This is a genomic window from Oceanisphaera sp. (genome assembly GCF_052084945.1).
Taxonomy (GTDB): domain Bacteria; phylum Pseudomonadota; class Gammaproteobacteria; order Enterobacterales; family Aeromonadaceae; genus Oceanimonas.
In genome coordinates this window covers 1-5,077 of the sequence record NZ_JBQDEX010000153.1, presented here as the reverse complement: position 1 = coordinate 5,077, position 5,077 = coordinate 1, and the positions used below count along the sequence as shown (strand labels likewise).

The following is a 5,077-nucleotide window of genomic DNA, read 5'->3' as shown; positions in this document are numbered from 1 at the left end:
CAAGGCCTTGCCAAAAAATACGCCCCGATAACTGCTCTAGCTGCTCTACATAATCCAGTAGCGCCATATAGCTGCCACTGAGTTGCAGGCTTAAATTATGCCGATATAACGCTTGACTATAGCTGGCGGTATCACTCGACTCTGCCGCCTCAGCTAGGGCGCTGGCATTGAGTAGTTCTGGCGGCTGGTTACCCAGCTCTAGCAATGCAAGCCCATCGCTTTTTTCTAACATAGTCAGCAATAAACCCGACATTTGATCCGGCTCAACTAGGGTGCGCATGCGCTCATCTACGTTTTCGTTAAGCTGACTGAGGCGCTGATTTAATCTGGCTAATTGCTGTTCTTGGCCATTATTCGATAATTTGGCAATGGCTTGTTCTATTTCAGCATTGACCTCTACTTGTTCATTAATCTGGCGCTCTAGGCTTTGTTGTGCTTGCTTTTGTTGCTCAACACTTGCTTGTAATGTCGACTCATATAGTAATAAGCCAACCCAAGCCAGCAAAGCCCAGCACGCACCCAGCACTAGCCAGCGCTCGCGTGCAGACAAGCCTATAAAGCGACTTTGTAGATCGGCTATTTGTTGTTTAATCCCACTCATGGCGTCACCCCTGCGCTGTAAAGACTAAAGGTTAAATCGCCTTCTGCTGGCTGGCTGATGGCTAACTGACCAAAACGGTGCCCACGCAAGCTGCTGCGTAAGTTAAACCCTAAAATCCAGGCCGGCACTGCACTGGCAGTAGCGGCTTCGCCACGTAATACCATTTGCTTGCCTTGTAAGGTGAGCCCTTGCAAGGCCACATTGTTCCACGGAATATGCGCCAAATCATTAAGGGTGTTGGCATAAGACACTAAGTTTTGTTGAGACAACAAGCTAAGCAGTTGTTGGCGCGCCTTAATATTTTGTTCTATGCGGTTGCGCTCTGTGCCGTCTTGACGGCCGGTTAAAATAGACAAGGTCTCACGCAATTGCTCGGCATCTCGTTGATCCGCCGCTAGGGTCATTTGTAAGCTGTTATTTTGCTGAGTTAACTGATAATGCGTTAAGCCGGCATAAGCAAACACCAATCCCCACACCACGACGATGGCGAGGCTAACTTGCCACAAAGTGGTGAGGTTGGCTCTGTCTTTACTGGGTTTTAACGAGGCTTGATAAAATTCTATGCGATATTTCACATTTGCCCCTCTTTTAAAATACCGACCACAGGTAAGCTCATAGGGCTTACCTGCTTAGTGGTGAGTGACTCTGGTTGAATATCGAACACTTGACTAATGGCGCTAGTAATGGCCGGCGTTACCCGCTGAGGCAAGGCTAAATACCACTTATCAGGGGCGGTTAATTTAAGCTGACCCACGGCGTAGTCAATGCTGCGTTGCAGTTCAAGCAAAAGATTATCGAACACAAATTGCTCGGCGGATAAGCTTTCATCATCAAGAGCCTGAAAGCCCCGAATGGTGCGGGAAAAATGCCACTGGCGTTGATGAATAAAGGTTAAGGTAAGCTCTTGCCCGGGTATTTTATGCAGCAGTAAGCCGCGCACCTCTGGCTCAAGTACATTAGCAATAGCCAATTCATCAACCCCTATGGTGGCAATGTCACATAATGGGGTTAGTGCTTGTACTAACTGGGCCACTTTTTCTCGCTCGCTACTATAAACGGCAATGCGCTCTTGGCCTGCGGGCCCTGGGGGTAAATCGATGTAATCAAACAGTAAATTTGCTACCGGCATCTCCACTAAGTCGCGCATGCAAAACGGCAATGCTTGTGCCAGCTCGTCATCGGGCATAGTGGGTTTTTCTATTTGGGTTTGCTTATACCAATGGCGATTAAGCGCAATAAACAAACGTCGACCTTGCCACTGCTGCTCAGTAATCAGCGCTTTCAACGCCGTGATCATGGTATCGCCTTTATTAATGGCTCGCTCTTGCACTTCAAGTGGCAACAGCTCATCAATTGCCATTAAATGAGTGGGAGTAATATACACACCTACCGCAGTCGCTGTACGGCGAGGTTTTAACCAATTAGGTACAAGTTCCATTTTTACCGCGCTAAATGAATAAAAACATATTATAAACAGTTAAAAGCGTTTTATAAACAATCATTTATCAGAATATATAGCAGTATGCATGCTTTTTACATACCACAGATCAATGTTGTTACAGAAAGGTCAGTGTTAAATAAATAACGAGCGGAATGCTGAACACCGACATGAGATTGCCTAGTAACACTATGCTGGCCATTTTGTTGGGCTGACATTGATATTGCTCACATAATAAATAGTTAAGTACTGCAGGCGGTAACATGACGGACAAGGCCAATAATTGCAACCATTCTGGTGTGAGCGGCAGCCACCATGCCACCATTAATAAACTTAAGGCGCCAGCGACTAGATAACAAAGGTTAACTTTAAAAGCTAACCCTAGGTCGCCTACTTCACCGCTTGCTAAGCGCACCCCTAGGGCAAATAACATGAGTGGCACCGAAATTTGCCCTAATAACTCGGCGCTGGTGTAAATAAAATCGGGTAAAGCTGCCCGATAATCCGCCAGTAATAACCCAAGCACGGCGGCCCACACTATGGGGTTTTTTAACCACTGCCAGCGCCCTGCTTGGTGCGATAAAATAAACAGCCCTAAAGAGAAATGAATAACATTAGACAGCACAAACAAAATAATAATGGCGCCCATTTTGTCTTCGCCATAGGCCAGCATCATAAGCGGTATGCCTATATTGCCGGTGTTACGAAACATGCCCCCCAGCACCAAAGTACGTCGCTCTAGCCCTTTAAAGGTCAGTGCAGCTAACAGCGCCCCCGGGATCAGTATGACTAACACGGCGGCAATAATTAATGGCCAGCTACTGCTAATAGAAATGGGGTTATCAATAAGGGCTGAAAATACCAGTGCTGGGCAAAATACCGCCACATTGGCTAAATTAACAAAGCCCATATCAGGGTTGTGCTGACGCCGACCAAAGGCAAACCCCACCGCCACCACGGCAAACACGGGGATAACAATATTGAGTAATGTAGAAAACATAACATCCATTTTGAGCTGTGCCCCTGCGGGGAGCCGCCGCTTTGGTTTTTACGTATGGCGTACGGCGGATAACGTATAGCTGTTTGTGAGGGCCAAAACACGGAAAAGGCGCCTATTATGGCGCCTTGATGATGAATTTTCTACCTCGTAATAACGTGGCTATTAGCCGTAGCGGCTAACCGCTAACCCATTGTTATCTATTTCTGGCTCACGATTACTGATTAAATCGGCAATTAACTTAGCCGAGCCCGGGCCCATGGTCCAACCCAAGGTGCCGTGGCCGGTGTTTAACCACAGGTTTTTATAACGGGTGCCACCAATAATGGGGGTGCCGTCTGGAGTCATGGGTCTAAAGCCACTCCAAAACTGACTTTCATCTATAGTGCCGCCTTCAGGAAACAGGCTCATTACTGACTCGGCAATGGTATCGCGCCGTGATTTAGGTAAATCGGTATTAAAATCAGCCAGCTCAGCCGTACCTGCAGCACGAATACGATTATCAAATCGGGTAATCGCCACTTTATAGGTTTCATCCATTATAGTGGACTGTGGTGCATCAGCGTCGTCTTTAACATCAAGCGTTAGTGAGTAACCTTTAATAGGGTATACCGGCAGTTTAATGCCCAGCGGATGTAGTAAAAATGGCGAGTAGCTGCCTAAACACACTAATACCTGATCGGCGCCTTCAAAACCGTTTGACGTTTGGGCACCGCGAATACGATCGCCATCTTGTACTAATGAATGGATGTCGGTATTAAATTTAAACTCCACACCGGCATCTTGGCATTTTTTCATGAGCGACTTAGTAAATAAGTTACAGTCGCCAGTTTGATCTGCCGGAAAATGCAAACCACCGACAATTTTATCTTTTACTCGCGCGAGTGCTGGCTCGTTAGCAATACAGTCAGTGACGTTTAACATATTGTGGGGCACATTAAACTCTTGCAGCACTTTAATATCTTTGGCTGCGTCATCTATTTGCTGCTGGGTACGAAACACCTGCAACAGCCCTTTTTTACGGCCTTCAAATGGCAGTTGCAACTCATCTTGTAGGTTATTAATGCACTGGCGGCTATATTCAGACACACGCACCATGCGTGATTTATTGATGCCGTACGCTTTTTCATTGCAATTAGCCAGCATAGAAAACATAAACTGCCACTGCGCGGGGTTAAGGCTGGGCCGCACTTTTAACGGCGCATGTGCCTGAAACATCCACTTAATGGCTTTTAATGGAATGCCAGGAGCAGCCCATGGCGAACTCATGCCAAACGATAACTGTCCAGCATTACCAAAACTGGTTTCTTCAGCTGCATCTGATTGACGGTCAACCACTGTGACTTGATGACCTTGTTGCGCTAAATACCAGGCGCTGGTTACCCCTACTACGCCACTACCTAATACTAATACTTTCATCACTTTCCCCAGCAAGATGCTCAATGCCAAGAATATCCTCTAAAAATATAACAAAATCCAGAGGAAAAAATAGCGAGCAGCAACAGAGTAAAAAGCCGAATATGGCCAGCCACAACAAGGCCTATCGCTTCATCTACACGCACCCTTTGATATAATCATTTATTCCATAAAAAAAACAAAACTCAACATTATATATTAAACTAACCCTAACGAGACAGTGGTCACATATTTTAAAATAACAACGGGTGGAGCAGCGCCCGGCTACCAGCGCCTAGCGCCCAGAAAGATTAAAGGCAGTGATTGGCAACAGAACCCACGGAAAAATAGGGATCAGATCTGAAAAAGCGGTGATTAGGGACTTGGGATTGGGGATTAGCAAAGCCAGCTCAATGTTTTTGAGTTAACTTCCAGCTTCCAGCTTCCGACTTCAAGCTATGTTTTAGCCGTCATTGCGAGGAGCGTAGCGACGCGGCAATCCATGTAACAGACAGTAATAAGCTTGAAGCGGGAAGTAAATAAAAGCACCAAAATTCATTCAGTGTTTCTTGTCCAACTTCCAGCTTCCGGCTTCAAGCTATGTTTTAGCCGTCATTGCGAGGAGCGTAGCGACGCGGCAATCCAT

5 protein-coding genes are annotated in these 5,077 nt (G+C 46.4%); all 5 read right to left on the bottom strand.

Features of this window, described 5'->3' with window-relative positions; genetic code table 11:
- A partial coding sequence (locus ACTHY5_RS11205) for an MSHA biogenesis protein MshJ (RefSeq protein WP_441879657.1) occupies positions 1 to 601 on the bottom strand: 601 nt, incomplete at its 3' end.
- Positions 598 to 1,176 (bottom strand): fimbrial assembly protein, encoded by a 579-nt coding sequence (locus ACTHY5_RS11200; RefSeq protein WP_441879656.1) that lies wholly within the window; start codon positions 1,174 to 1,176, stop codon positions 598 to 600. The genes ACTHY5_RS11205 and ACTHY5_RS11200, both read right to left, overlap by 4 nt.
- Entirely contained in the window at positions 1,173 to 2,039 is an 867-nt protein-coding gene (locus ACTHY5_RS11195) for an MSHA biogenesis protein MshI (RefSeq protein WP_441879654.1), read from the bottom strand. The genes ACTHY5_RS11200 and ACTHY5_RS11195 overlap by 4 nt, the downstream gene beginning before the upstream one ends.
- Before the next feature lie 118 nt (positions 2,040 to 2,157).
- Positions 2,158 to 3,039 carry an AEC family transporter gene (locus tag ACTHY5_RS11190; protein WP_441879652.1) on the bottom strand — a complete coding sequence of 294 codons (882 nt, stop codon included), beginning with the start codon at positions 3,037 to 3,039 and terminating at the stop codon, positions 2,158 to 2,160.
- A gap of 162 nt (positions 3,040 to 3,201) precedes the next feature.
- Positions 3,202 to 4,485 carry a D-amino acid dehydrogenase gene (locus ACTHY5_RS11185; RefSeq protein ID WP_441879650.1) on the bottom strand — a complete coding sequence of 428 codons (1,284 nt, stop codon included), beginning with the start codon at positions 4,483 to 4,485 and terminating at the stop codon, positions 3,202 to 3,204.
- Positions 4,486 to 5,077: the final 592 nt, after the last annotated feature.